21 protein-coding genes and 1 tRNA gene are annotated in these 23,998 nt (G+C 70.8%); 10 read left to right on the top strand and 12 right to left on the bottom strand.

The annotated features are described in order from the left end of the window. Positions 1 to 254 precede the first annotated feature (254 nt). Both AB0I49_RS12050 and AB0I49_RS12045 read left to right on the top strand, forming a co-directional pair. Positions 255 to 863, top strand: a complete 609-nt coding sequence (locus AB0I49_RS12050) for a hypothetical protein (protein WP_363226791.1) — start codon at positions 255 to 257, stop codon at positions 861 to 863. 44 nt (positions 864 to 907) lie between these two features. Beyond that, positions 908 to 1,777, top strand: a complete 870-nt coding sequence (locus tag AB0I49_RS12045; protein WP_363226790.1) for a fused MFS/spermidine synthase — start codon at positions 908 to 910, stop codon at positions 1,775 to 1,777. 49 nt (positions 1,778 to 1,826) lie between these two features. Here AB0I49_RS12045 and AB0I49_RS12040 read toward each other — a convergent pair whose 3' ends face one another. Beyond that, the gene (locus AB0I49_RS12040; protein ID WP_363226789.1) at positions 1,827 to 3,356 is read right to left on the bottom strand and encodes a GH1 family beta-glucosidase; all 1,530 of its coding nucleotides are present in this window, start codon (positions 3,354 to 3,356) and stop codon (positions 1,827 to 1,829) included. A 998-nt stretch (positions 3,357 to 4,354) separates the two neighbouring features. Here AB0I49_RS12040 and AB0I49_RS12035 point away from each other — a divergent pair. From AB0I49_RS12035 to AB0I49_RS12025, 3 genes are all read left to right on the top strand, one after another. Beyond that, entirely contained in the window at positions 4,355 to 5,401 is a 1,047-nt protein-coding gene (locus tag AB0I49_RS12035) for a LacI family DNA-binding transcriptional regulator (RefSeq protein ID WP_363226788.1), read from the top strand. 176 nt (positions 5,402 to 5,577) lie between these two features. Then, entirely contained in the window at positions 5,578 to 6,393 is an 816-nt protein-coding gene (locus AB0I49_RS12030; protein WP_363226787.1) for a class I SAM-dependent methyltransferase, read from the top strand. A gap of 92 nt (positions 6,394 to 6,485) precedes the next feature. After that, complete coding sequence (locus AB0I49_RS12025; protein ID WP_363226786.1) at positions 6,486 to 7,331, top strand: helix-turn-helix transcriptional regulator; 846 nt, start codon at positions 6,486 to 6,488, stop codon at positions 7,329 to 7,331. Positions 7,332 to 7,348: 17 nt separating this feature from the next. Here AB0I49_RS12025 and AB0I49_RS12020 read toward each other — a convergent pair whose 3' ends face one another. The 3 genes from AB0I49_RS12020 to AB0I49_RS12010 form a co-directional block, all read right to left on the bottom strand. After that, complete coding sequence (locus tag AB0I49_RS12020) at positions 7,349 to 7,717, bottom strand: nuclear transport factor 2 family protein (protein ID WP_363226785.1); 369 nt, start codon at positions 7,715 to 7,717, stop codon at positions 7,349 to 7,351. A 229-nt stretch (positions 7,718 to 7,946) separates the two neighbouring features. Then, positions 7,947 to 8,861 carry a serine hydrolase gene (locus AB0I49_RS12015; RefSeq protein WP_363226784.1) on the bottom strand — a complete coding sequence of 305 codons (915 nt, stop codon included), beginning with the start codon at positions 8,859 to 8,861 and terminating at the stop codon, positions 7,947 to 7,949. Then, positions 8,858 to 9,976: a LysR family transcriptional regulator gene (locus AB0I49_RS12010; protein ID WP_363226783.1), complete on the bottom strand. Its 1,119-nt coding sequence runs from the start codon at positions 9,974 to 9,976 to the stop codon at positions 8,858 to 8,860. The genes AB0I49_RS12015 and AB0I49_RS12010 overlap by 4 nt, the downstream gene beginning before the upstream one ends. Before the next feature lie 338 nt (positions 9,977 to 10,314). Here AB0I49_RS12010 and AB0I49_RS12005 point away from each other — a divergent pair, with 338 nt between their 5' ends. From AB0I49_RS12005 to AB0I49_RS11995, 3 genes are all read left to right on the top strand, one after another. After that, positions 10,315 to 11,871, top strand: coding sequence for a penicillin-binding transpeptidase domain-containing protein (locus tag AB0I49_RS12005; RefSeq protein ID WP_363226993.1), 1,557 nt, complete (start codon positions 10,315 to 10,317; stop codon positions 11,869 to 11,871). A gap of 102 nt (positions 11,872 to 11,973) precedes the next feature. Then, entirely contained in the window at positions 11,974 to 12,906 is a 933-nt protein-coding gene (bla, locus tag AB0I49_RS12000) for a class A beta-lactamase (protein ID WP_363226782.1), read from the top strand. A gap of 81 nt (positions 12,907 to 12,987) precedes the next feature. Then, positions 12,988 to 13,350: a DUF4180 domain-containing protein gene (locus AB0I49_RS11995; RefSeq protein WP_363226781.1), complete on the top strand. Its 363-nt coding sequence runs from the start codon at positions 12,988 to 12,990 to the stop codon at positions 13,348 to 13,350. Between the two features lie 93 nt (positions 13,351 to 13,443). Here the strand turns inward: AB0I49_RS11995 and AB0I49_RS11990 are convergent, their stop codons facing one another. The 3 genes from AB0I49_RS11990 to AB0I49_RS11980 all read right to left on the bottom strand — a co-directional run bounded on the left by AB0I49_RS11990 (position 13,444) and on the right by AB0I49_RS11980 (position 16,170). Continuing rightward, positions 13,444 to 13,875 carry a pyridoxamine 5'-phosphate oxidase family protein gene (locus AB0I49_RS11990; protein ID WP_363226780.1) on the bottom strand — a complete coding sequence of 144 codons (432 nt, stop codon included), beginning with the start codon at positions 13,873 to 13,875 and terminating at the stop codon, positions 13,444 to 13,446. A gap of 849 nt (positions 13,876 to 14,724) precedes the next feature. After that, positions 14,725 to 14,958 carry a hypothetical protein gene (locus tag AB0I49_RS11985; protein WP_363226779.1) on the bottom strand — a complete coding sequence of 78 codons (234 nt, stop codon included), beginning with the start codon at positions 14,956 to 14,958 and terminating at the stop codon, positions 14,725 to 14,727. Positions 14,959 to 15,786: 828 nt separating this feature from the next. Beyond that, the gene (locus tag AB0I49_RS11980; RefSeq protein WP_363226778.1) at positions 15,787 to 16,170 is read right to left on the bottom strand and encodes a metalloregulator ArsR/SmtB family transcription factor; all 384 of its coding nucleotides are present in this window, start codon (positions 16,168 to 16,170) and stop codon (positions 15,787 to 15,789) included. 127 nt (positions 16,171 to 16,297) lie between these two features. Between AB0I49_RS11980 and AB0I49_RS11975 the strand changes: the two genes are divergently transcribed. Next, positions 16,298 to 17,377 (top strand): cation diffusion facilitator family transporter, encoded by a 1,080-nt coding sequence (locus AB0I49_RS11975; RefSeq protein WP_363226777.1) that lies wholly within the window; start codon positions 16,298 to 16,300, stop codon positions 17,375 to 17,377. Positions 17,378 to 17,761: 384 nt separating this feature from the next. Here AB0I49_RS11975 and AB0I49_RS11970 read toward each other — a convergent pair whose 3' ends face one another. The 5 genes from AB0I49_RS11970 to AB0I49_RS11950 all read right to left on the bottom strand — a co-directional run bounded on the left by AB0I49_RS11970 (position 17,762) and on the right by AB0I49_RS11950 (position 22,892). Continuing rightward, positions 17,762 to 19,327, bottom strand: coding sequence for a TROVE domain-containing protein (locus AB0I49_RS11970; RefSeq protein WP_363226775.1), 1,566 nt, complete (start codon positions 19,325 to 19,327; stop codon positions 17,762 to 17,764). An 861-nt stretch (positions 19,328 to 20,188) separates the two neighbouring features. Continuing rightward, positions 20,189 to 20,261, bottom strand: a tRNA-His gene (locus tag AB0I49_RS11965). Between the two features lie 95 nt (positions 20,262 to 20,356). Next, positions 20,357 to 20,965 carry an oligoribonuclease gene (orn, locus tag AB0I49_RS11960; protein ID WP_363226774.1) on the bottom strand — a complete coding sequence of 203 codons (609 nt, stop codon included), beginning with the start codon at positions 20,963 to 20,965 and terminating at the stop codon, positions 20,357 to 20,359. A 5-nt stretch (positions 20,966 to 20,970) separates the two neighbouring features. Next, positions 20,971 to 22,263, bottom strand: coding sequence for a helix-turn-helix domain-containing protein (locus tag AB0I49_RS11955; RefSeq protein ID WP_363226773.1), 1,293 nt, complete (start codon positions 22,261 to 22,263; stop codon positions 20,971 to 20,973). Positions 22,264 to 22,631: 368 nt separating this feature from the next. Next, on the bottom strand, positions 22,632 to 22,892 hold the full coding sequence (locus AB0I49_RS11950) for a hypothetical protein (protein WP_363226991.1): 261 nt from the start codon (positions 22,890 to 22,892) through the stop codon (positions 22,632 to 22,634). 456 nt (positions 22,893 to 23,348) lie between these two features. Here AB0I49_RS11950 and AB0I49_RS11945 point away from each other — a divergent pair, with 456 nt between their 5' ends. Further along, positions 23,349 to 23,870, top strand: a complete 522-nt coding sequence (locus AB0I49_RS11945) for a universal stress protein (protein WP_363226771.1) — start codon at positions 23,349 to 23,351, stop codon at positions 23,868 to 23,870. The last annotated feature ends 128 nt before the right edge of the window (positions 23,871 to 23,998 follow it).

Below are 23,998 nucleotides of genomic sequence, written 5' to 3'. Positions count from 1 at the left end.
GTGCCGTCCCGTGCGGAGGGCCGGGCGGTGCTGCCGTACTGGCGTGTGTGCTGGCGTACTGGAGGAGAACGACCGTACCGGTTGTGACGGTCCCGCTACAGCCGGTTTGACTACAAGCCGGATATCCCATTGGGCATCCGCCATGAAATGCCATCCTTTGCGGCGACGCGGCGCCGTAGCCATTGACGCGTTCCGGCGTTGAACCCGGTGTACCGGAGCACACGCACAGCAGCGCGGCGGAGGAGGGGTTTCCCTTGACGGAAGCCGGATGGGGCATCGGGGACTCGCAGGCGGGCGCGGTCGTACGGGCGGGCGGCGCGGCGCCGCGGTACGGGTCGGCCGGGCGCGCGACGCCCCCGCACGTAGCACCTCCGCAGGGCACTCCCCGACCGCCGGGGACGCCCACGGCGCGCTCGTGGTCCGCGCCCCAGCCGTCGACCGCCGAGGGTGAGCGGGAGCGCGGCCGGCGGGGACGCGGCCCGCGCGCGGACGCCGAGCCCGAACCGGACCGGCAGTGCGACCTCGTCACCGTCCCGGCCCGCCAGGGGCTGGAGGCCGTGGACATCCTGCGGCTGCGCGCCGGCGTCGGCCCGGTGCTGCACGACGGCGACGGCGGCACCCTCGGCTTCCTCGTGCCGCCCGGCACCGCGGCCGGGTGGGACCTGCCGGGCAGCGCCTGCACGCAGACGTACGAGGGCGAGACCCGTACGAGCCGCTCCGAGCCGCCCGTGACCGGCACCGGCTGGCTGGTGCCTCCGGACGCGGCCTGTACCGAGGCCACCGACCCGGCCGTGCTGCGGGCCGCGCTGGGCGAGGCCGCGCGCACGATCGAGGCCGTCGAACGCACCAGCCGCCCTCTCTGAAGGCCGGTCGGCAGGGCGACGGCGGTGCGGGCGATACTGGTGGGGTGGCGAAGGACAGACGGAAGCAGGGGCGCGGGCGGGCGGCGGAGCCGGTCTCCGAGGCCGTCGACGGCGGGCTCGCGGAGCTGGTGCCCGACCGGGAGCGCCCCCGCGCCCGTACGCTCCTGATCGACGGCGCGCCGCAGTCCCACGTGGACCTCGACGACCCCACCCACCTCGACTTCGCCTATCAGCGCCGGCTCGGCCACATCGCCGACCTGGCGGCCCCCGCGGGGCGGCCGATCCAGGCGGTGCACCTGGGCGGCGGCGCGTTCACCCTCGCCCGCTACGTCGCGGCGACCCGCCCCCGCTCCACCCAGCAGATCGTGGAACTCGACGCGCCGCTGGTCCAGTTCGTACGCCGCGAGCTGCCCCTGGAGAGCGGCTGGCGCATCCGGGTGCGCGGCGGCGACGCGCGCGCGGGGCTCGCGAAGGTGCCGGACGGCTGGGCGGACCTGATCATCGCGGACGTCTTCGGCGGGGCCCGCACGCCCGCGCACCTGACCAGCACCGAGTTCGTCGGCGAGGTGCGGCGGGCGCTGCGGCCCGGCGGCTGGTACGCCGCGAATCTGACGGACGGGCCGCCGCTCGCCCATCTGCGGTCCCAGATCGCGACGGTGCGCACCGTCTTCCCCGAGCTGTGCGTGACCGCCGACCCGGCGGTGCTGCGCGGGCGGAGGTTCGGCAACGCCGTGCTGCTGGCCGCCGACCGCGAGCTGCCGATCGCCGAGCTGACCCGGCGCGCGGCCACCGACCCGCAGGCGGGGCGGGTCGAACACGGCCGGGCGCTGCTGGACTTCACCGGCGGCGCGGCGCCGGTCGGCGACGCTGACGCGCGGCCTTCCCCGGCGCCGCCACCGGCGGTCTTCCGCTGAAACGACGGTCTTCCGCCTTCCGCCGTATCGGCCGGCGGGGGGCGCTGGTTCAGAAAGGCCGCTCCGCGACCTCGCCCGCCGCCGCCTCTCCGGGACCCGGGCAGCCGCCCCCGGGCGCGCCTTCCTCCGGACCGCCTTCCTCCGGTCCGTCGTACATGCCGGGCACCTCGGGCAGCAGTTGGCTCGTACGGGCCAGCCGGGCGTACCAGTGCGCGCTGGACTTGGGCGTACGGGCCTGGGTCGCGTAGTCCACATGGACCGCGCCGAACCGCTTGCTGTAGCCGTAGGACCACTCGAAATTGTCCAGCAGCGACCAGAGGAAGTACCCGCGCACGTCCGCTCCGTCGCCGATGGCGCGGTGCACGGCGTTCAGATGGCCGTGCAGGTACGCGATCCGATCCGGGTCGTGGACCGCGCCCTCCAGGTCCGGCTCGTCGTCGTAGGCGGCGCCGTTCTCGGTGACCATCAGCGGCAGGCCGGGGGCCTCGCGGGAGAAGCGCATCAGCAGGTCGTACAGGCCGCTCGGGTCGACGGACCAGTCCATGGCGGTGCGCGTGCCCGGCGGCTGATGGAAGGCGACGTCGTCGGCGCCGGGCCAGGGGTTGTACTCGCCGGCGCCGTGGCCGTCGGCCCTCGGAGCGTGATTGTCAGTGGCGGCTGATACCACTGAGGGCGTGTAGTAGTTGATGCCCAGCCCGTCGAGGGGGTGCTTGATGACGGCCGGATCGCCATCGCGTACGAACGACCAGTCCGTGAGACCCGCCGTGTCCGCGACGAGGTCGTCGGGGTACGCGCCGTGGAGCATCGGCCCGGTGAAGATACGGGTCGCGAGCGCGTCCACCCGCCGCTGAGCGTCGAGATCCTCGGCCGACTGCGAACGGGCCCTGACCGCACTGGGATTGAGGGCGACGGAGAGCTGCGCGTGCGCGGGGAGGGCGGCGCGCAGCGCCTCGGCGCCGAGCCCGTGCGCCAGGTTGAGGTGGTGCGCGGCGCGCAGCGCGGCGACCTGGTCCGTACGGCCGGGGGCGTGCACCCCCGCCCCGTACCCCAGGAAGGCGCTGCACCAGGGTTCGTTGAGGGTCGTCCACAGCTCGACGCGGTCGCCGAGCGCCTCCGCGACGAGGTGCGCGTAGTCCGCGAAGCGCCGGGCGGTCTCGCGCTCCGGCCAGCCGCCGGCCGTCTCCAGGTCCTGGGGGAGATCCCAGTGGTAGAGGGTCAGCATCGGCCGGATGCCGTGCGCGAGCAGCTCGTCGACGAGCGCGCTGTAGAAGTCGAGGCCGCGCCGGGCGGCGGGGCCCCGGCCGGTGGGCTGCACGCGCGGCCAGGAGACGGAGAAGCGGTAGGCGTTCAGGTCCAGGTCCGCCATGAGGCGCACGTCGTCGCGCCAGCGGTGGTAGTGGTCCACGGCGATGTCCCCGGTGTCGCCGCCGCGGACCTTGCCGGGGACGCGGCTGAAGGTGTCCCAGATGGACGGCGCGCGGCCGTCCTCCTGTGCCGCGCCCTCCACTTGGTACGCGGCGGTCGCGGCGCCCCAGAGGAAGCCGTCGGGAAAGCTGGCTGTCTCGGACTCGGACGTCATGGAAGCGCTCCCATAGTCGAGGTGAAGGGGGTGAGTGAAGAAATTCAGGTGTTGTTCGGGCGCGTACGCGAGTGCATGCGTGCATGTGCGCACACGCATGTTCACGAGTGTTCACGCATGGGCGAGTGTGGTCGCGCGTGGGGGGAGTTGGACGGGGGAGACGGGGGAGACGGGGTAGCGGGTAGCGAAGCGGCGGGGCAGAGGACAGCGGCATTTCGGCTGGTCCGAGGCGTCCTGGGGCGACTTGAGGTTGCCCGAGGCGGTTCGAGGTGGCTTGTGGGGTGACTGGAGGGGCTTGTGGGGTGACCGGAGGGGGTGTGAGAGGGCTGGAGGGGGATTTGTGAGAGGGCTGGAGAGGAGTCGGATGGCGGCGGGAACGGACTCGGAACCGGGACGGAGCCGGGCCGTGAAACGGGGCCCGGGGGCGCGCCGCGCGGTGCCGACGCGACACGCATGCGGTACCGGACAGCGCTTCGGCCATGATGACGGCCCGCAGGGGTACGTACCCCCGGGCGGGCCCGGCGAGTGCGGTCCGCGTCGTCGAATTCCCCGGGAGCGGGAGCGGGAGCGGGAGCGGGGACGGGCGGACGTATGGGAGCGGGGACGGGTGGACGTGCGGGAGCGAGGGCGGGTGGACGGAACGGGCCGACGGATGGACGGGCGGGCGGGCGAACCGGCGGACGGGCGGGTGGGCGGTTACGGGCCGAAGGCGGGCGATCCGTCCCGCCGGGGCTTCGGGCATGCCGCCCTGATCAACTACTGTTCCGTACCGACGCGTTGCGTGAATCAGGGCGTACTGGGGTATGGGTGGTTCGGGTACTGTGGGAGCGCTCCCAAGCGTGACGCGGCGAAGAGCCGCCGCAGCCCGGCGGTGTGACGGCGGACAGTAGCCGCGACCGTGCCCCCGCGACCGCTCCGACCACCCCGGCCGAGGCGGCGGCGGTAAGCGGTAGCAGCGGATTCGATGGTGTGCGGTGCGACATCCTGTGGAGGCAGACATGGCGGCGACCGGTGGGACCACACGGCGTGGCGCGCGGCGCGCCACACCCACTCTGGAGGCGGTCGCGGCACGGGCCGGCGTCGGCCGCGGCACGGTCTCACGGGTCATCAACGGTTCGCCGAGGGTCAGCGAACGCACCCGCGCCATCGTCGAGCAGGCCGTCGCCGAGCTCGGCTACGTGCCGAACCGCGCCGCCCGCGCCCTCGCGGCGGGCAGTTCCGACGCCATCGCGCTCGTCATCCCCGAACTCGAGACGCGGCTCTTCGCCGAGCCGTACTTCTCCGACGTGATCCGGGGTGTCGGCGCGGAACTCGCCGACACCGACATGCAGCTGCTCCTCACCCTCATCCGTACGCCCAAGGAGCGGAAACGCTTCGCCGACTACCTCGCCGCGCACCGCGTCGACGGGGTCCTCCTGGTGTCCGTACACGCCGACGACCCGCTGCCCGACCTGCTCGAAGAGATCGAGATGCCCGCGGTGCTCAGCGGTCGCCGCTCCGCCCGCGAGACCGTCGCCTACGTCGACTCCGACAACGTGGACGGCGCCCGCCAGGCCGTCGCCCACCTCTGCGCCCGCGGCCGGCGCGCCGTGGCGACCATCACCGGACCGCTCGACATGTATGTGGCCCAGTGCCGCCTCGACGGCTACCGCGAGGGGCTCGCGGCCGCCGGGCACGCCCCCGACGACCTCCTCGTCGCGCCCGCGGACTTCACCGAGGAGGGCGGCCGCCGCGCCATGCGCGAACTCCTCGACCGCAGGCCCGGCCTCGACGCGGTCTTCGTCGCGTCCGACGTGATGGCCTCCGGCGCCCGCCAGGTGCTCCGCGAGTCGGGCCGCCGGGTCCCCGACGACGTCGCGCTCGTCGGCTTCGACGACTCCGCCGTCGCCCGCCACATGGACCCGCCGCTGACCAGCGTGCGCCAGCCGATCGAGGAGATGGGCCGCACCATGGCGCGCGTACTCCTTCAGGAGATCGAGGAACGCACGGCGGACCGCCCGCAGGTGGTGCTGCCGACGGAGCTGACGGAGCGGGAGTCCTCATGAGGGTGGGTTATGGGGCTCGTGAGGCTTGTGTGGCTCATGAGGTTTTTGGGGTCGTAAGGAGCCGATGACTGAAGGGGCGGCGCGAGCAGCCCGGCGGCAGCAGCCCGACGGAAGCAGGCCGGCGGGAGAGCAGGACAGGGGTGGTCGGCAGCGGGCGGCATCGCTACGGTGACCGGATGGATCAGGATGAACGGCAGCTTCATTCCTCGTCGTTCGGCACGGTAGCGGTCGCCTACGCCGAGCACCGTCCGGACTACGCGCGGGCGGCGGTGGACTGGGCCCTCGAGAACGCGCCCGGTCCGCGCGTACTCGACCTCGGCGCCGGAACCGGCAAGCTGACCGCCACACTGACCGCGTCGCCGGCCGCGTCGTCGGCCGCTGTGTCGGGCGCCGAGGACATCGAGGTCATCGCGGTCGAACCCGACCCGGCGATGCTGATCGAACTGCGCCGCTCGCTGCCGACCGCCCGCGCCCTGCCGGGCAGCGCCGAAGCGATTCCGCTGCCGGACGCGTCCGTCGACGCCGTGCTGGCGGGCAACGCCATGCACTGGTTCGACATGGCCGCCGCGGGCCCCGAGATCGCCAGGGTCCTCGCGCCCGGCGGCGTCCTGGCGGGCCTGTGGAACGTCTTCGACGACGAGGCCGAGTGGGTCGCCGGGCTCGCGCGGGTGGGCGGGAGCGCGGTCATCGGCCCGCGTGACACGCCCGCCACCTGGCGCACCGCCACCGCCGCCATGCACCTTCCGAAGACCGGCGGGGCCGCCTGGTTCGGCTCACCGGAACAGGCCGAGTTCCCGCACGGGCAGCGCCGCACCGCCGACTCCCTCGTCGCGACCCTCGCCACGCGCGCGGGGGTGCTGGTCATGCCCGAACAGGAACAAGAGGCCACCCTGAGCCGGATCCGCGAGTACCTCGCGAGCAGGCCGGAGACGGCCGGCGGCGAGTTCACGCTCCCGATGTTGACCGGCGTGCTGCGCGTCCGGCGCCTGTGAACGCCGCCGACCGCCCGATGCGACACGACACGGCTTCCCGCCCCGGCCCGCCCCGCCGGGCGGCGACCGGCCGAGCGCCGCAGTCGCCTGATGTGTCCAGCGTCGGCGCGTTACTGCGCAGGTGGCGCGCCCGGCGCAAGGTGAGCCAGCTGGAGCTCGCCTCCCGGGCGGACAGTTCCGCCCGGCACATCAGCTTCATCGAGACCGGCAGGGCCAAGCCCAGCAGCTCGCTGCTGCTGCGGTTCGCCGAACTCCTGGACGTACCCGTACGCGACCGCAACACTCTGCTGATCAGCGCCGGGTACGCCCCCGTATTCCCCGAGTCACCGCTGGGCGACCCCGACATGAAGACGCTCAGCGGCGAACTCGACCACCTGCTGGCCGCCCACGAGCCCAATCCGGCTCTCGTCCACGACAGCCTCTACAACGTGGTGGCAGCCAATCGCAGCCTGCTCGCGCTGGCCTCGGGAGTCGCCGGCCACCTGTTGGAACCGCAGGCCAACACCATGCGCCTGGCCCTGCATCCAGAGGGCCTCGCGCCCCGCATCCGCAACCTCGGTCAGTGGCGAGCCCATCTGCTGGCCCAGATGGAGCGGCAGATCGCCTGGAGCGGCTCGGCGGCCCTCGCCGATCTCTATCAAGAGGTCTCCGCCTTCTCCGCCGATGCCGGCGTTATCGCTGGTGCCGATGCTGGTGCTGGTGTCGGTGTTAGCGCCGATGCCGATGCCGAGGGCGGTGTCGACTCCGTGAAGCCGTTCGCCGACGCCGCCTACGCGCTGCCGATGGTGATCGAGTGGGAGGGGCGGCAGCTGTCGTTCATCTCGACATTGACGACCTTCAACTCGCCGCTGGACGTCACTGTCTCGGAGCTGGCCATCGAGACGTTCCTTCCCTCGGACCAGGAGACAGCCGCCGCCCTGCGGGACATGGTGAGCTGAGAGCCGATTCGGGCAGGTCAGGCCCCCGGGACCCGGTCGAGGAACCCGGTGACGCGACTGATGCGGCCGTCCTCGGCGAGGGTGATGACGTCGAAGCCGCCGGCCGGGGAGGAGCCGTCGGCCCTGGACACCAGATCCCAGGAGAAGCGGGCGACGCGGTGGTGGCCGTCCACCGATCCCGTCAGCTGGAACATGTAACCGGGGAACTGCCCGTGGGCGCCGGCTATGACGCCGGCGATGTTCTCGTGGCCCGCCACGTCCGCCAACGGGTCCGTGTAGGCAGCCTCCTCCGTGAACGCCTCGGACACGGCCTTGGCGATCGCTTCGTCCCCCTCGGCGTTCCAGGCGGCGAAGTAGCGCTCGGCTGCGAAGTCGTACGTCGTCATGGGATCCCCTCCTGCTGAAGCGAGTACTGCTGATTCGAGTACTGCTGATTCGAGTACTGCCGGCGCGAGTACGAGTACCGCTGATGCCAGTACCGCTCATGCCAGTACTACTGACGCCAGCACCGCTGGTTCGAGTACCGCTGATGTGAGAAGCCGCGGTGTCGGCGCGGCCTTGCGAGCACTCTGCCGGGAGAGGGACGAGCCGGTCGATTACCTGTCAGGTAATCGCCTACGTGCCCTCCATGCCCCGCAGCTCCTCCACGGCGGTACGGGCGGCGGCGCCGATGACGGCGTCGGCGCGCGGCAGCTTGTTGTCGGCGCGGGCCGCCTGGGTGAAGATCACGGCGGTGTACGCGCCGCCGTCGGGCAGTTCGATCACGCCCGCTTCATGGCGCATCGACCCGAACGTGCCGGTCTTCCCCGACACCCGTACGTCGTCGTACGGGAACCCGGAGGCGAGCCGGTGGGACCACGCCTGCCGGCCCATCACCTCGCGCATGAACGCGCAGCTCTCGGGGGAGGCCGCGCGGTCCGTCCAGATCGCGTGCAGCAGCCGGGCCATGTCCGCAGGCGTGGCGGAGGCTTTGGACAGCGGGTTGTAGACGACGGCGGGGACCGTCGTGTCGTTGTCGGAGATGCGTTCCAGCGCGTCGCTCAGCGAATCGGTCCCGGTCTCCGCGACCAGCTGGGCGAACGTGGTCGCCACGCCTCCGTGGATGCGCGTGTCCGCCATCCCGAGATCCCGGCACACCTCGTCGACCGCCTCCGTGCCGACCCGGTGCAGCACCGCGTTGGCGGCGGTGTTGTCGGAGACGGTCATCATGAGGACGACCAGGTCGCGCAGCGAGACCGTGACCGGGTCCCGCAGGATCGAGATGCCGGTCGGGCCGGGCAGACGGTCGGCCGGGCCGAGCGTCACGCGCCGGCACGGGTCGAGCTTCCCGGCATCCGCGAGCCGGCAGTAGGCGACCATCAGCGGTGCCTTGTAGACGGAGCCGATGGGCACCGGCTCGTCGGGGTCGATCACCACGCGCGCCGCCGGACGGTGCAGATCCGCCACGTGCAGCCACCCTCGGACGCCGGCGTCGGCGAACATGCCGCGGATCGCGCGCTGCGCGCCGTTCTCCCGCCTGGCCCCGCTCATTTCTCCGCTCCCGGTTCCGCTTCGAGCTCCTGGGACTCCGGAGCACCGGATTCCGCGGAACGGGTCTCCAAAGCCTTGGCCTGCAACGCCTGAGCCTGTAGTGACAGGGCCTCCACCAGCAACTGCGCCGTCTGCGTGATTCCGTCCGCGTCGGGCCCCCGCGCGCCCCACACCACCCGAAGCCGCAGCGGCAGGGGCGGGTCCGTGGCTCTGACGCGCTCGACGCCGTGGGCGGTCAGGGTGCTGTCGGCCGTCACCATGACGGCCTGACCCGCGGCGACGAGCGCGAGCCCGGCCCGTTCGTCGGAGACCGGGACCGTCTCCACGCGGCGCCCGCGGCTGGCCAGGGTGTCGATGAACAGGTCGTACGCGGCGGGCGCCTCCTCGCGGGGGCGTACGGCGACGGGGAGGCGCCGGGTGCCGCGCCGCGGCTGCGGTACGACGTGTTCTTCGGCGCGCTGATCCGATCCGGCGCGCTCGTCTGATCCAGCAGGCTGGCCCGATCCGGCGGGCTCATCCGATTGGGTGGGCTGGTCCGATGCGGCGGCGGGATCGGCGGGATCGGTGGGATCGGGGGACAGGTCGGCGGGGTCGGAGGAGAGGTCGGCGGGGGAGAGGAGCCAGGTCGGGAAGAGGACCACCCGCCCGGCGGCCAGGCCGTGCAGCACCGCCGGGTGCCGGATCACCGCGAGGTCGAGCCGCCCCGCCGCGGTCTCGGACAGCAGCGTGGCGGTCGGGGCCGTCACCACGGTGATGCGGTTCCGTTCCCCGGCGCGGCCGGGTGCGGCCGCCACGGCCGCCGCGACCCACGCCGGCACCTCGGGGGCCAGCCCCAGCCTGAGCCGGCGGCCGTCGGCCTGCTCGCGGGCCCCGGTCTCGCGGAGTTCCGTGAGCGCGGCCAGCGCCCGGCGGGCGTGGGGGAGCAGCAGCGCCCCTTCGTCGGTGAGGGTGACGCCGCGGCCGCGGTCGAAGAGGCGGACGCCCAGCATCGCCTCCAGTCGGCGCAGCCCCTGCGAGAGAGGCGGCTGCGTGATGCCCACGCGCTGCGCGGCGGTGCCGAAGTGCTCCTCCTCAGCCAGCGCGACGAAGATTTCCAAATGGCGTTCGGTAAGCACCGCACCTCCCTGACGTGCGCTTATATCGAGATCGAATCACTTCCGAGTCGAGAGTGTATTCGACATGGCGCTGAAGAGCGGACTTCACTGGGCGCACCGAACCGGCCCCCAAGGAGGACGTCGTGCCGAACCACGAAGACGCGCCGTACGAAGAGGGCGTGCCGTACGAAGAGGGCGTGCCGTACCGACAAGATCCGCACCAGCGAGATCCGCACCAGCAAGATCCACAGGGGGAAGTTCCGTACTGGGAGGTTCCGTACCGAGGCGGCGGGGAGAGACGCGCGCAGCGTCGGCGGTGGAGCGGCAAGCAGTGGACGTTCGGCGCGCTGGCCTTCGTTGTGCTGGTGGCGGGCGGCGGGTACGCCGGGTACCGGCTCCTGGGGGACGACGGTTCCTCCGATCCGCAGGTCACCGCCGCGCGGGCGCGCCTTCAGGACTTCCTGGGCGCGTGGCAGAAGGGCCAGGCCGAGCAGGCCGGTACGTACACGGACACGCCGGACGGCGCCAAGTCGCTCATCGCGTCGGTCATGACGAACCTCAAGCCCTCCAGCACGGAGATCACCGCCGGGCGGGGCGAGCGGAAGGGCGACGGTGACGTACGCGTTCCGTTCACGGTGAACATGCGCGTACCGGGCGTCGGTGAGTACGGCTGGGACTCTCAGGCGCAGGTGCGCCAGAAGTCCGGCAAGTGGACGGTGGAGTTCACCACGTCGATGGTGCACCCGAAGATGCGGCCTGGACAGACGCTCGCGCTGGCGAACTCCGCCAGGGCGGACATTCTGGACAGTAAAGGCGACAAGCTGGAGGCCGCCTCGCTGGTCGGGGTGGTGGACGGCAAGAGCGGCAAGGGCGTCTCGGGGCTTGAGGCCCGTTACGACGAGCAGCTCTCCGGGGGCAAGGGCCCGCGAAAGTCGGTGGTGGTGGCGGACCGCCGCAGCGGCGAGGCGTTGGAGACGCTGTCCGGGGGGAAGTCCGAGGAGGGCCGCCCGGTACGGACGACCATCGACGCGCGCGTACAGCGGGCGGCGGCCGACGCCCTGTCGGGGGTGAAGAAGACGGCGTCGATCGTCGCCGTGGACCCGCGCAACGGTCACGTCCTCGCCGCCGTCAACAAGCCCGGCGGCATGAACCGCGCGCTGGAGGGGCGCTATCCGCCCGGTTCGACCTTCAAGGTCGTCACGACGGCGGCGCTGCTGGATCAGGGGGTGCGGCCCGGGGACGTAGCGCCGTGCCCGAAGTTCGCGCATGTGAACGGCCAGCGCTTCGAGAACCAGAATCAGTTCGTACTGCCGGAGGGGTCGACGTTCAAGGACGCCTTCGCGCAGTCCTGCAACACGTACTTCGTCGGCGCCCGCGGCAAGCTCTCCGACACCGCGCTGCGGGACGCCGCCCAGGCGTTCGGCATCGGGGGCGGCTGGGATGTGGGCGCCAAGACGTACAACGGCGGCGTTCCGGCCAACACCAGCGACAACGACAAGGCCGCGGGCGTCATCGGACAGGGGCGGGTGGAGGCGTCGCCGCTGGTGATGGCGTCCATCGCGGCGACCGTGAAGAACGGGAAGTTCGAACAGCCGGTGCTGGTTCCGGACGCGGTGCGCAAGAAGTTCCGGGCCTCCCGCGACCTCGCCCCGAAGGTGGCCGCCGACCTGCGCGACTTGATGCGCGCGACGGTGACCTCGGGTTCGGGCCACGCCTTGAAGGACCTGCCGGGCCTGCCGCACGCCAAGACGGGCACCGCCGAGTACGGAACCGAGAACCCGCCGCGTACCCACGCGTGGATGATCGGTTACCAGGGCTCGTCCGACCTCGCCTGGTCGGTGCTCCTGGAGGACGGCGGCTCCGGCGGCTCGGACGCGGGACCGGTGGCGGCCCGCTTCCTGCGGAATCTCGGCTGAGGAGAACCCGGCCGAGAAGAACCCGGCCGAGGAGAACCCGGCTGAGAAGAACTCAGCTGACAAGAACTCGGCTGAGAAGGAAAGAGAAAGAGGAGGCCAACTGTGCACATCACTGAAGCCGCTCCCTCCCGCCGAGCGGTATTGGGCGTAGGCGCCGGTACGGCGTTGGCGACTCTGCTGACCGTCGCCGGCGGTACGGGCAGGGCGCATGCCGCGACGCCGCAGCCCAGCGGGGACATCTCCCGGCAGCTGCGGGCGCTTGAGGACGAGTACAAGGCGCGGCTCGGGGTGTACGCCCTCGATACGGACACGGGAGCGACGGTCTCGTACCGCGCCGCCGAACGCTTTCCGATGTGCTCGGTATTCAAGGTGCTCACGGCCGCGGCGGTCCTGCGCGACCTCGATCGCGACGGCGAATTTCTGGCCAAGCGCATCCGCTACACCGAGAAGCTCGTCAAGAAATCCGGCTATACCCCGGTCACCGGAAAGCCGGAGAACATCGCGAACGGGCTGACCGTCGAGCAGCTGTGCGCCGCCGCCGTCGGCGAGAGCGACAACGCGGCGGCCAATCTCCTGCTCCAGGAACTGGGCGGCCCGACCGCGATCACCCGTTTCTGCCGCTCGATCGGGGACGGTACGACCCGGCTCGACCGCTGGGAGCCGGAACTGAACTCGGCGGAGCCCTGGCGCAAGACGGACATCACCAGCCCCGCCGCGATCGGCAAGACATTCGCTCGCCTCATCGTGGGCCGCGCACTGCCGACTGAGGACCGCAAAAGGCTGACGGCCTGGCTGGTGGCCAACACCACCGATGGCGAACGATTCCGCGCCGGCCTCCCCGCCGACTGGATCCTGGCGGACAAGACGGGCGGCGGCGCGCAGTACGGCGTGGCCAACGACGTAGGCGTCGTCTGGCCCCCGAAGCGCTCCCCGCTGGTCCTCTCGGTGCTCTCGACCAAGTTCGACCCGAAGGGCCCGACGGACAACCCCTTGGTGGCGAAGACGGCCGCGCTGGTGGCGAAGGAACTGGCCTGACGCGGGTCGGGCCGAGGGCGCGAAGAATCGCGTCGACCGCGTTCCCGCCAGGAATTAGGCTCGACTGCTATGAGCCCTGCCATGAGCACCATGCAGACGATCCATGACGTCCCAGTCCTGATATGCGAGCCCGACGGCGAACCCATCGCCGCTGAACGCGACGTTCTGGACCTCATCGGCAATGCCTCCTACCAGGGCGCCCAATGGGTCGTCATCCCCGTCGAATGCTTCGACGGTTCCTTCTTCCAACTGAACACTCGAGTAGCCGGCGACATCGTCCAGAAGTTCGTCAATTACCGAGTGGGCCTGGTGGTCATGGGCGACATCTCCGGTTATACGGAGGGCAGTTCGGCGCTGAGGGACTTCATCCGCGAATGCAACCGGGGCCGGCAGACATGGTTCGTGGCTGACGCGGAGGAGCTGGGGGAGCGGCTGAAGGGCTGAGGTAGAGAGGCATAGGGGCCGGGTGTTGCCGGGTGGGGGTTGGAGACGAAACCGACACCCACCCCCCTACCGCCCCACCGGTAGGGCGGCCCCTCAAACGGAATAGCTGAGGTCCTTGGCGGTCAACGAGGCGGGCCGCAGCCGTACCCAGGCGGCTCCCGACACGGCCGGGTCGTCGAGCAGGTAGCGGCGGAAGCGGGCGTCCCACTTGTCTTCGTCCGTACCGAGATACCGGCTGAGCTTCCGCCGCCCCCGCTCCACGTCGAACGGCAGGATTTCCGCCTGCCCACGGGCGATTACCTGCCTGACCGAGCCCGTTTCGACATCACACACATCGACGACGAGCGCGATCGCGGGATCGGACTGAACCCGGCCCAGCAACTTCGCCCACGGCCCGGTCAGGATCCAGAAGGACTCGTCCTCCCAGAGAAACCATGTAGGCCGCACAGTCGGCCCGTTGGTGGCCACCCGAGCGGTGAGCGGCCGGGAGAGAAACGCATCGACATCGAACTCTCGTTCCGTCATACCTAGATCATGCCACCCCTTCCCCAAGCCCCCTGGCCGATCGATCCTGCTCCCGGCCGGCCACAGCTGAGGGCGACTTCGAGAGGTGAGCGGAGATCTCTTGGCGCGCGCTCTTCGAGCCGAAGACCAGGAGCAAGTCTCCAGATGCCTTTCGGCTGTTCTCGATGGAGACATTTCCCTGCTTGGTGACCCGCTCCTTATCGAGCGCGGAGTGTTCGACCACCATTGCCTTGTTGCCGCAGTTCAATGCGATGAACGCGGCCCCGTCCGCGCTGGGAGACGAAGCGGTGCTGTAAGGGCCGACGGCGTACGGTCTGCTGCCGGCGGAACTCTCCCTGGGCCACTCCGATGTCAGGCGTATCAGCCCCTGCCGCGAAGGCTCTCCGTCGGAGACCGCGACACCGCATGAATTGCCCTGAGTGTAGGCAACCACGCGATGCTTTCCCTGCCGTACCTCTCCCAACGGTTTAGGTTCCCCCTGCCCTGAAGGGGACTGCACCAAGGAGAGCGAGCCTCTGCTCAAACCTACGGACGGGAGCTTGGCCAACGAGGTGAAATCGTCTGCCGCCGAGGCATCACTGGCCGAAGCATCAGTGCCGGAACCTTCGCCGCCGTGCGCCGTACACGCGACACACGAAAGTAAGAGGGCGGTCCCCACGGCAATTTTCCGAAGCGTTTTCTCCATGGCCTCACGATACGAGCGGCCGACTTCCCCGAGAGAGCACCCGGTGCGAAGCAGGGTGGCGGAGCCACGGGTGGTTGGGGCCTCAGTCCGTCAGGGAGGGCCGGCGGTGAGGGCTCAGGGACCCACGACGTCCGGCGCCTGCGCAACGTTCCAGCAGTGGCAGCTCACGACTCGGCTTCCTCGATGTCGATGTCCGCGCCCGCCGTGATGAAGGCGCGCACAGCGGACGAGGGACTCAGGGTGCCGTCCTGGGGGATCACCCAGTGGGCGCGTGGTCTCTCACAGATACGGGGCGCTGGCAGGCCCATGTAGTGGGCTTCGTGGTCGGTGGTGGTGACGCACTCCGCCGCCGCGCGCCTCCCCCAGGCGCTGGTGAGCCCGGTGCGGACGGCTGTCACGCGCTTCGAGGATCGCGAGCTTGAGGTATATCGCCCCCAGCACCGCCATCTGCGCGTCCGTCATGCTCCGCTCCGGCGCGAGGCACTCCACCTTCGCGGCGAGCCCTTCGAGAACGCGGCGCGCAGAGGCGTACGTACCCATGCGCAGCATGGCGCCGGCCTTCAGGTAGGCGGCGGTGACCTGCATCAGACTGTCGCCGGACTGCCCAGCAGCCCAACGGACGCGCTCGATCGCGGTCAGCGAGAGGTCGTGGTAACCAAGCTTGTGGGCGAGGCTGTTGGTGGCCCGGTAACCGCGGGCGAGCCACCAGAAGGCTTGCCGCTGTTCACGCCCCGAGCTGTCGAGCGCTACGTGCGTGACCTTGAGGGCGCAGGCGAGACGAGCAATGGTGCCTGGGGTGGGTTGCGGTCGCCGGCCTCGTACTTTTCGAGGGTGCTCATACTGCTGCCCCCAGCCGTATGGCTAAGGCCCTCAGCGTAGGACGTGGTGGGCCGGGCCGATAGGGATGATCGCCCGTGGCATAGCAGCCCGCGCGGCATGCTCGCCTTCGTCCGGGCGCGAGCGCAGGAGCATCCGGAGCCGGAGGCGTAAGACCGGCCCCGCCCGCACAGCGCGTCCGGGTGATAAGCGACGGTGCAGGGCGTTCTCTCGCCATCGAGGCTCGACCGGGCGTGAGATCCGCCCCGGCAGCCTGTCGGAACTGCCTCGTGGAACTCCGGGAATTGGAGAGGTCTTCTGCAAGCGACTACCTGCGGAAATGTGATCAAGCGGGGCCGTTCTCGGAACTCTCGCGTCCAGTCATTTGTGAGAGTTCCGCGGCGGCCGGGTCATTCGGTGCCGGCGATCGCCTTGGCGGGCGGGGTGTCGCGCAGGCCGAGCCGTAGGTGTTCGACGTGGAAGAGGGCCTGGTCGAGGAGCTGGGCGACGTGGTGGTCGTGGAGGGCGTAGACGATCGAGCGTCCTTGGCGTTCTCCGGTGACCAGGCCGAGGTTGCGCAGCAGGCGCAGTTGGTGGGAGCAGGCGGAGGGCTCCATCTCGACGGCTTCGGCGAGGGCCGCGACGGCACAGGGGCCTTCCTGGAGGCGGGCGAGGATCCGCAGCCGGGAGGGGGTGGCCAGGGCCTGGAGGGTGGCGGCGACATCGGCCGTCCCCACTGCGTCCAGGCGTTCGCGGGTGGTGGCGTGGTGGCTGCCGTCGGTTTCGTGGCCCATGCCTCCATCCTACCGATGACGCATGAAGAACTGTTCATATGTTCTTGTATGGTGGTGCTGTCGCGGAGGACCGCCGGCAGGTCCTGCGCTGGACTGTCCTGCCCGTTTCCCGGAAGGTGCCTTCGCCGTGAGTACCCACCACGAACCCGAACACGATCACGGAGTCCCCGCCGGGCACGCCGACAGCCACCCGCACGACCATGGTCACGGCCATACCGCTTCGCTCTGGTCGCGGCTGCGCCACCAGGCCGCGCACCTGGTGACCCCGCACAGCCACGAGGCGAGGGACAAGGTCGACTCGGCGATGGAGACCTCCAGGGAGGGCATGCGCACCCTGTGGCTGTCGCTGGGGATCCTGGGCCTGACCACCGTGGTCCAGGCGGCCGTCGTCGCCCTGTCGGGATCGGTGGCGCTGCTGGGCGACACCATCCACAACGCCGCCGACGCGCTGACCGCCGTCCCGCTGGGCATCGCGTTCGTACTCGGGCGCCGGGCGGCGAACCGCCGCTACACCTACGGGTACGGCCGGGCCGAGGACCTGGCCGGCATCGCCATCGTGATCACCATCGCCGCGTCCTCCGCGCTGGCCGCGTACACGGCCGTGGACCGGCTGTTCCACCCGCGGGAAATCACCCACCTGTGGGCGGTGGCCGCCGCGGCGGCGGCCGGGTTCGTCGGGAACGAGTGGGTGGCCCGCTACCGGATCCGCACCGGCCGCAGGATCGGATCGGCGGCCTTGGTCGCCGACGGACTGCACGCCCGGACCGACGGGTTCACCTCGCTGGCCGTGCTGATCGGCGCGGGCGGCGCTGCGATCGGCTGGCGGTACGCGGACCCCGTCGTCGGCCTGCTCATCACCCTCGCGATCCTGATGGTCCTGCGGGACGCCGCGCGGGAGGTCTACCGACGGCTGATGGACTCCGTCGACCCGGCGCTGGTCGACCGCGCGGAACACGCGCTGCGCGGTGTGGAAGGCGTGCGCGGCGTGGGGCAGGTGCGGATGCGGTGGATCGGCCACGCCCTGCGCGCGGAGACCGACATCGTCGTCGACCCGGACCTGACGGTGGTGCAGGCCCACGAACTGGCCGTCGCGGCCGAGCACGCGCTGATCCACGCGGTGCCCCGGCTGACCGCCGCCACCGTCCACACCGACCACCTCTCACACGGCGCCGACCCGCACCGGGCCCTGGCCCACCACGGAACCTGACCCACCACTGAGCCTGACCCACCACGGAACCTGACCCGCCCGGCCCGGCAGACACGAGCCACGCTTCCCCGGGGCCGGGGCCGGGGCCGGGGCCGCCGCAGGTACTACAGCGGTCACGCAGCTCATGCCTGGGTAGAGCCCGGCATCGTGCCGTCGGCACCACTCGCGAACTGCATAGGGTGCTCACGGAATTCGCTCCGGTCGGCGGCTATGACGGGCGTCGACCTGCCGCACCGCGACGTCCTACCGTCCATCAACCACAAATGATCGGATACGGCTGCCGAGAAGTGCCGCCTACGACGGCGCATGGGCGATGGACGATGGACGATGGGCACGAGAGGAGCGCCCGCCCTCCCGAAGGAGAGCGGGCGCAAGGACGATTGTTCAGCCTTCCCACGGCCAGGCGGCGTTCCGCCCGGCCTCCAGCAGCGGCACCATGCGGAACGCGGCGTCGTTCAGCCCGCCGAAGGTGTGCCGGAGTCCTGTGCCGGACGGGCCGTGGCCGGTGCGGTACCCGGCGAGGTTCCACGTGTACACGGGCACCGTCGCCGAGACCTGCTCGGTGGGGTCGCCACTCCAGTCGTACGCGGCCTGTTCGTCCGTGATGATCAGTACCCGGTCGTGGCCGCGGAAGTGGCGGCGTACCGCATCCGCCGTGTCCGTGCCGCCCAGGCTGCCGAAGCGCTCCACCACCTTCAGCACCGACTCGCCGCGCCGCAGCGGCACCGGTCGGCTCGACGTGCCGAACTCCACCAGGTCCGCAGCCGCCGCCCGCGACGCCACTGCCGTGCCGAAGACGGCGGCGGAGTCCGCGCGGTTCAGGTTCGTCTGCGAGCTGAGTCCGCCGAACATCGAGCCGGAGCGGTCGACCAGGACCAGGGTGCGGCCCGGCAGCGACGGCACGTTCGCCAGGGAGTGGCCGAGGGCCTGCTCCAGGGCGTACGACCAGCGCAGCGACGGCGCGTGCCGGTACGCGGCGAGGAAGCGGAACGGGAACTGCCGGGAGGCGGCGACCGCGTCCTCATCGGAGAGCTTCGCCGCCACCTGCGCGGCAACCCGGTCGCTGACCCCGGCCTCGTCGAAGTTCCGCAGGTTGCGCAGCAGTGCCATGTACCCCATGGACGGGATGATCGCCTCCCACGCGGCGGCGTCCATCGGGCCCTGAAGCCAGCCCGCCAGCGCCTCCCATGTCATCCCGGCACGCCGGAGAAGGTCCCCGTGCTCGGCGAGTACCTGACGGCGCTGGTCGACGGGCGTGGCCGCCAGCTGCTCACGAGCGACGAGCGTCGCCAGACGAGAGGGGATGTCCGCCTCGCGGCCGTGGCGGCGGTCCAGGGCGTGCTGGAACAGGTCGCCCTGCCACGGCCTGTCCGGAGCGGGGGCGGCGTGCACGAGGTTGAGGACGTCACCGAAGCGGAAGCCCTTGCTGCCGGTGTCGTACTTCAGCAGGGAGCGCTCGGTGTAGAGCCGCCGCACGGCATCGGCTATCCCGCGCTTGACCGGCTTGGGGACCGTACGTCCGTACCGCGACATCCAGTAGCCGAGTAGCTCGCCGGGCTCGTCCGCACGCTGGAGGACGGCGTCGATGGTCTGGCGGGAGTAGCCCGGCGCGTCCGCATCGAGGCGGGCCCGTACGAACTCGGCGGCGCCCACGACGGCCGCCGTGCGCATGTTGCCGTCCGTACGGAGCCAGCGGAGCAGGCCGGCAGTCCAGTCCGGGTCCTCGACGGCGAGCTGGTGTACGAGCTGGGTGAAGCGGTCGTCGCGCTGCCCGCCGCTCTCGTAGAAAGTCTGCTGCCCGACCATGTTGGTCACGGCCAGGAGGAAGAGCTCGGAGCGGGCGTCGCGTGAATAGCCCTGGCCACCCTGGTGGTTGATGGTTGTCGCACCGGTCGATGTCACCGGGGAGGTGACGGCGGGCCGAGCGGTTCGGGTGTTGAAGCGGGCCATGAAGAAAATCCCCTCGCTGTGGAGGGGAGGCGTCAGCAAAAGGGGTGCCCGAGATCAGAGTCGGCGATCGTATTGTCCTGGGCCGCTGGACGACACCAGCCGTGAGGCCGGCGACGGGATTCGAACCCGCGTTGTTTCTTGGTGAGAGAAGTAACGATCTCCTGCGCACCGGGCACCCCTGGTGCTGTTGCCTCCCGAGATCAAAGACGGCTGCGGCGGTTCGCTGGAAGAAGTAGCCGCGGCCTGCGCACCGGGAGGTGCAAGCGTATGAAGTTGTGGTCTCCCGAGATCAAGGTCGGCGATCGTGACGAAGGCGCTCTACCGCTGAGCTACCGCAGCCTTACGGCCGCGACCAGGGTTCGAACCTGGGACCGCCCCATTAACAGTGGAAGTAACGATCACCTGCGCACCGGGAGATGCGTGAAGCGATGGCCTAACCCTGACTGGTGGTCAGAGAGAAGGCAACGCAATTTCCGCTATCTCTCTTCGACGAATATCCGGAATCGTTCCTGGCCCGGCGCCGGACCCTGACGGGGCGTCCTACAAGGCCGAGATGGTGGTGCGCGAGAGCATCGAGCGCACCTTGACGATCAACATCTGGTACTTACCCGACCGACGCGGCGACCAGCGCCCCCAGCCGCACCCTCTCCCTGATGGTGTGCGGACGCGGCCGGCGAGGCATCTGGGGTTACTTGGACCCGGACACGTACACCCATATGAAGGCTGCCGCGAGGGATCACCCCTGCGCGCGCAGGGAGCACCGGGCACCCGACTCGGCAGGCGATCGTCCCGGCCGCCTTGGGCCCCCGCTGCACGAAGAAGGCCCGACCTGTTTTCACAGGTCGGGCCTTGATCATCAAGGGTGAGTAACGGGACTTGAACCCGCGACATCCTGGACCACAACCAGGTGCTCTACCAGCTGAGCTATACCCACCATGTCCGGGGCTTTTCGCACCGGCCGAAGAAAAGTGTACAGGGTCTGGAGGGGTGCTCGCTCCCGGCTTTCCGCGGGGCCGGGAGCGGGCGGGGTCAGCGGTCCTGAGCAGGCAGGACGTGCTTGGCCGCGATGGCCTTCGCGGTGTCCGAGTCCGGGCCGGGCTGCGGGACGAAGATCGCCTCGCGGTAGTAGCGGAGCTCGGCGATGGACTCGCGGATGTCGGCGAGGGCCCGGTGGTTGCCGTTCTTGTCCGGGCTGTTGAAGTACGCGCGCGGGAACCAGCGGCGGGCCAGCTCCTTCACGGACGACACGTCGACGATCCGGTAGTGCAGGTAGCTCTCCAGCTCCGGCATGTCGCGCAGCAGGAAGCCGCGGTCCGTGCCGACGGAGTTTCCGCACAGCGGGGCCTTGCCCGCGTCCGGGACGTGCTTGCGGATGTACGCCAGGACCTGCTGCTGCGCGTCCTCCAGCGTGGTCCCGGCGTCCAGCTCCGCGAGGAGTCCGGAGGACGTGTGCATCCTCCGGACCACCTCGGGCATGGTGGCCAGGGCCTCGGCCGGCGGGCGGATCACGATGTCCACGCCGTCGCCGAGGATGTTCAGCTCAGAGTCGGTGACCAGCGCGGCCACCTCGATGAGCGCGTCATCCGACAGCGAGAGCCCCGTCATCTCGCAGTCGATCCACACCATGCGATCGTTCATGCGTCTCACCCTACGGGGCGTTCCCGCTGGCCGGGCAGGCGTGGGGTGTACAGGTCGGACTCCGGCTTCCCCGGTTCCGGGCGGTCCGGGACCGGGGGCGCCGCGGTGGCGGTCCCCGAGACGGCGTGCGCGGTGGCGACGGCGGAACGGCGCATCGGCAGGGACGCCGACTCCCCGGCCCGCTGCTCCACCAGCTCCGGACGGTCCGATCGGTCCCCCCGATCCGCACGGTCCGCGCGCTCTGTCCGGTCCGGCCGGTCCGCCCGGTCGACGAGACCGCTCTGCGGCCTGCGCGCCCGGTACGCGGCCCGGTAGGCCGCCGGGGAGGACCCCAGCTGCCTGCGGAAATGGCCGCGCAGCGCCACGGGCGAACGGAACCCGCAGCGCCCCGCCACCTCGTCCACCGAGTAGTCCGAGGTCTCCAGGAGCCGCTGCGCCTGAAGCACCCGCTGGGTGATCAGCCACTGCAGTGGAGCGCTCCCAGTGAGGCTACGGAAACGCCGGTCGAAGGTGCGACGGCTCATGTACGCGCGGGCCGCCAGCGTCTCCACGTCGAACTGCTCGTGGAGGTGCTCCAGCGCCCACGCGACGACCTCGGCCAGCGGGTCCGCGCCGATCTCCTCCGGTAAAGACCGATCGAGGTAGCGCTCCTGACCGCCGGTGCGCCGCGGCGGCACGACGAGCCGGCGGGCCAGGGCCCCCGCGGCGTCGGCGCCGTGGTCGTTGCGGACGATATGCAGGCACAGGTCGATGCCCGCGGCCGTGCCCGCCGAAGTGAGCACGTCGCCGTCGTCCACGAACAGCTCTCGCGGATCGACGTGCACGGATGGATAGCGCTTCGCGAGCGTCGGCGCGTACATCCAGTGGGTGGTCGCCGGTCGGCCGTCGAGCAGGCCGGCCGCGGCCAGTACGAAGGCGCCCGTGCACAGCCCTACGATCCGGGCGCCCTCCTCATGCGCTCGCCGCAGCGCGTCGAGCGCCGCGGTCGGTGGTGGCCCGGTGATGGAGCGCCAGGCGGGCACGACGACGGTGCCCGCCCTGGAGAGCGCCTCCAGGCCGTACGGTGCTGTCAGTTCCAGTCCGCCGGTCGTTCGCAATGGCACATCTTCGCCCGCGCAGACCAGCAGTCGGTAGCGCGGAACGCCGGCGTCCTGGCGGTCGATTCCGAACACGGAGAGCGGGATGGAGCTCTCGAAAATGGGGCCGCCGCTGAAGAGCAGTACAGCGACGATCTCCCGGCGGCGGCGTCCGGAGAGCTTGCGCGTGGTCTCCGGTACGGTCGTGGAGTCCTGGCTCATGGCGCTAAGCCCCCCTCGGCGGTCGAGTCCTCTCGGTCCTGCACGTTTCCCCTCGGTCCTGAACGGTTCCCCCGCCGGTCATGGCCAAGATCGAATCTACTGTGTCGCATGTGGTCGCGGTGACCAGTTCACCACCCGGCTCTATGTCGACATGGCAACTTGGCGTAAAGCGTTCGATCACGAAGCGTTGCACTTGCAGGCCCCGCTGAAAAGTACGCCTCTCGCCCATGCCCAATCCCAGAGGGCCGCAACCGCTCTCCTCGGTCCTTTCGTTGCTGGTCGAGCGGCTGTTGGGGGCCCTGTAGGCCAAGGGATGGGCTTCGGCCTGAAGTTGGCTGAAAAGGAACGGGCGCATAGCTGGCGGTGCGTCAGTCGACCGGCGCACTACCCTCGCTGAGGTGCCCGCCCCGGTGCGCCCCCACGCCCGTACGGCCATGGCGGCCCCGGTGCGGAGCGGCGCGTTCGGGGGACGACCGGGCCGCGTTCCGTTCGGCCCGGCGCAGCAGGGCCCGGCAGGCGCAGGTCACGGCCGTGAGCCCGACGGCGGTGCCGGCCGCGCCGCCGAACGACCGGCCGCACGCCAGCAGGACGAACGGGACCAGCGCACAGCTGAAGACGGCCCAGCGCACGACGTCGCCGACCGAGTCGGAGGCGGCTGCGAAGGGGGCGTCGCCGGGGTCCCCGCCGGGGCGTCCGGAGGCGTCGTCGCGGCGCGCGTACTGCGGGATTCCCGGCACTGGACAGCTCCCTACTGGCGGCGGTCGGCGGTACTACAACGCGCCCCCGGCCGCCGGGTCACTGCACCGCGCGCGTCAGGGCTACCCCCAAGGCATTGCGCTACGGGCCGCCCTCGTGCATGCTCCTCGGAACCCGCCTCCGGGCGGTTCGTCCCATGGGGCGGCCTCTGGGCAGGAGGCGAGTGTCGCCGTACCCTGGTGGGTAAGGACTTGGAAAGATGAATCCCGGACGGATTTCGTGCACCATGATCCGCCCGTTGTTCGCTGTCCGACGACAACTCCAACCAGCTCACCGCCGAACCCCACCGCTGATCCCTCCGCAAGAGGATTTCCTTCGCCGAGACATCGATGGCCGGTCACGAATTCCCCGAACCCGCGGACCGCAAGAGGGTTGCCGATCACGCGGCGGCCCCCGAAGCGGCGGAAGAAACACGTCACTCCTGCGACCCGGCTTTTCGGCACGGCGTCGTCGTCGGCTTCGACGGATCCATGTCGAGTGAGCGAGCGCTTGCGTACGCAATCGGCATGGCCCTCCGCTCGGGCTCCGGCCTGATCATCGTCCATGTGGCGAACCGGCTGCCGACGACCGTCTGGGCAGGCTGCGAGCCCCCCGTCTTCGTCGATGTGCCCGACCACCGGACCGAGGTGCTCGGCCTGGAACTCGCCTGCGCCGACTATCTCTCCGAGGTCCCCTGGATCCTCGTCGAGCGCGGCGGCGACATCTGCCACGAGCTGGAGGAAGTCGGCCGGGAGTACTCGGCGGACGCCATCGTCGTGGGCTCCACGCACGGCCTGGTCGGCCGCATCTTCGGCTCGGTCGCGGGCCGCCTCGCGCGCCGCGCCCAGCGCCCCGTCGTCGTCATCCCGTAGCCGGCCGGCGCCGCCCCGGCGGCGTTGGTGCGTATGCGAGGGCGGCCTGCGGGGCAGGTGATGCAGGAGTGCAAACAGGAGCGGGTGCCGTCGCGCCCGTACGACGTCGTCCGTCCCCGTCCCGACCC

Source organism: Streptomyces sp. NPDC050617, assembly GCF_040654795.1.
Lineage (GTDB): Bacteria > Actinomycetota > Actinomycetes > Streptomycetales > Streptomycetaceae > Streptomyces.
This window is presented reverse-complemented; position numbering and strand designations above follow the sequence as displayed.